Source organism: Pseudomonas sp. BGI-2 (assembly GCF_004310295.1).
Taxonomy (GTDB): domain Bacteria; phylum Pseudomonadota; class Gammaproteobacteria; order Pseudomonadales; family Pseudomonadaceae; genus Aquipseudomonas.
Genome location: NZ_SISB01000103.1, coordinates 1 through 1026, shown reverse-complemented (window position 1 = coordinate 1026; position 1026 = coordinate 1). Strand labels below are relative to the sequence as shown.

Here is a 1026-nt window from a genome sequence, read left to right as displayed (position 1 = left end):
CGGATTATCTGTCACTTCAATCGACCACAGAAACGCTGGCACAGCGCTTGTTGACGCTGGCAAGGAATATCAAGCCCAAACAGGTTGCCAAAAGCATACGCGGCCCCAAAATCGCCAAGCCCAAGGAGTGGCTGGAGGGAAAGGCTGCGAATGCTCATGTGTCGACCGATCGAGTGCTCAAAGCCCATAAAGGGAAAACACCTTGAAAGGGCTGGCCCTTACGGCGGGTCACTTGGAAGAGCGCCAAGTAACCAAACGCTTTCGCCCCTGACGTACGGTGCCTCGCTGTGGCTCGGCATGCCCTCGCTCCGGTCCTGCTCCGTGGGCCCGCTGCCATCGGCCATCCATGGCCGGGGGCGGCTACCGCGGCATCCATGCCGGGTTGCCCACTGCGCAGAACCTCCGCTCGGCCTCCCGACGAGGTAGATCAAGATCAAAAGCAAAAGTGAGGCGGCCTACCGGCCGGCCTGTCCTTAGATAGTGCGCCACTTCGGCGTCGGCCTACACCAATCCCGTGCCCGGCAAATATCCAGAATGTAGGAGCGAGCCTGCTCGCGAAAGCGGATTGGCATCCACCATTGATATCGACTGACAGGGCCCCTTCGCGAGCAGGCTCGCTCCTACAATGGACCTGCGTACGGCTTTCGCTCTTCACCACTCATTAGGCCGAGCGTTAGCTCGCCTGCAGCTTTTGATCTTGACGCACCGCCCCCTCGAGAGGCCGAGTGGAGGTTCTGCGCAGTGGGCAACCCGGCATGGATGCCGGGTTAGCCGCCCCCGGCCATGGATGGCCGATGGCAGCGGGCCCACGGAGCAGGACCGGAGCGAGGGCATGCCGAGCCACAGCGAGGCACCGAGCGTCAGGGGCAAGAGCCCTTTGGTTACTTTGGGGCTTTTCCAATCGGCATAGGAGGCGGCCATCTGGCCGCGCCCCTGCCACACCACCCGGCATGCGGGTCCGCACCGGGCGGTTCGAGAAGTTGAGGTCAGCAGAGTCGAGGCAGACCCAGCCGGTCGAACCACGCC

Annotated in this window: 1 pseudogene; it reads left to right on the top strand. The window is 62.8% G+C overall.

Annotated features, from left to right (window positions below):
• Window positions 1-206, top strand: a pseudogene (locus EYC95_RS30060) (IS4 family transposase); the annotation flags it as partial.
• Window positions 207-1026 lie beyond the last annotated feature (820 nt).